Raw genomic sequence first — 1,350 nt, 5'->3', positions numbered from 1 at the left:
ATTCATGAGAAGGGAGATTTCAAGGAACAACCTGATCGAGAATCTAGTCTGGATGTCTCCGGGTTCGGGAGATGCGGAAATCTGGCCTTTGCAGCAGCAGAAGGAGTTGTTTTCCTTGATTGGAAATGTGAAGGAGGAAATTGGGGTCGAGCTGAAGGAATCTCTTCTCATGATTCCGACGAAGTCGATTTCAGGGATCGCATTTCGATCCAAGAAGGATTACAGGAGCTGCATGGTTTGCAGAAGGGTTAACTGTCATTACAGAAGTGCCCCATATGATGAGAAGCTGAGGAACTCCCTTGAATAGAATAGCCAAATCTCGCCGCAGGAAAGAGCCCGCTGCAGTGGAGCTATCGAGTGAAGGGATAGGCCAGATATAATCGAGGATACAGATGAGGAGAGAAGAAAGACAATGAAAGAAACTGTGCATAAGGTCATATTCCTGCCTTCGCAAAGAACATTGACGGCAAAGAGAGGCGAGATTCTGCTCGATGTTTTGAGAAGGGAGTCGCAGCCCATAAGTGCCATATGCGGGGGAAGGGGGAACTGCGGAAAGTGCAAGGCCCTTGTAGCTGAAGGAAGCGAGGCCTTCCCGCTCACCCTTACCGAGTCAAGACTTCTGACACGCGACGAGATTGCAGCCGGATACAGGCTGAGCTGCCAGTTCAAAGTCATGACCGATGTCAAAGTTAGAACGGAGGATCCGGTGTTGGATAATGAACTTTCCAAACCACCTCTTCCGAAGGCCTTGATGCGAGAGGTATCCCCATTGGTTAGACTCGAAGAGTTTTCTCTTTCAAAGCCGAATATCCATGACCAGGCTTCAGACTACTCAAGGCTTATCAGTGCTCTCGTTACAGAAAAGCCCCGGATTGACAGACTGAATCTTCTTAGAAAACTTCCCCGTATTATTAGGGAGATAGATTACAGAGGCCGGGCCGTCATGTACGGAAGCGAAGTAATAGACATACTACCTTTCTCTGACAAAAGTGGGATCTTCGGTGTCGCTATCGACATCGGCACGACAACTCTCGCAGTTTACCTGGCGGATCTCAAATCGGGAGAGATTCTTGCTGTTCGATCTGCCCCAAATCCCCAGTCTTCATATGGCCAGGATGTCATTTCCAGGATTGATTACACAATAAAGAGAGCCGAAGGAGTCGATGAACTGAGAGCGGCAGTTCTTACCACACTGAACAAGCTAATCGACGATCTTTGTAGAGAAAGCGCAGTATCGAAGGAAAGGATATACGACACTTCGATAGTGGGAAACACGACGATGATCCACATCCTTCTCGGAATAAGCCCTGAGAGAATCGCTTCCTCACCTTTCATACCGGCATTCACCGG

Annotated in this window: 2 protein-coding genes; both read left to right on the top strand. The window is 48.4% G+C overall.

Annotated elements, in window-relative coordinates; translation table 11 throughout:
- On the top strand, positions 1–307 hold a 307-nt coding region (locus BG32_RS08205; RefSeq protein WP_310793879.1), incomplete at its 5' end, for a vitamin B12 dependent-methionine synthase activation domain-containing protein.
- A 105-nt stretch (positions 308–412) separates the two neighbouring features.
- A partial coding sequence (locus BG32_RS08200; protein WP_121526664.1) for a 2Fe-2S iron-sulfur cluster-binding protein occupies positions 413–1,350 on the top strand: 938 nt, incomplete at its 3' end.

It is taken from the genome of Mesotoga sp. HF07.pep.5.2.highcov (genome assembly GCF_003666285.1).
GTDB classification, from domain to species: domain Bacteria; phylum Thermotogota; class Thermotogae; order Petrotogales; family Kosmotogaceae; genus Mesotoga; species Mesotoga prima.
The sequence above is the reverse complement of the archived record's forward strand: the minus strand, read 5'-3'. Positions and strand labels throughout refer to the sequence as shown.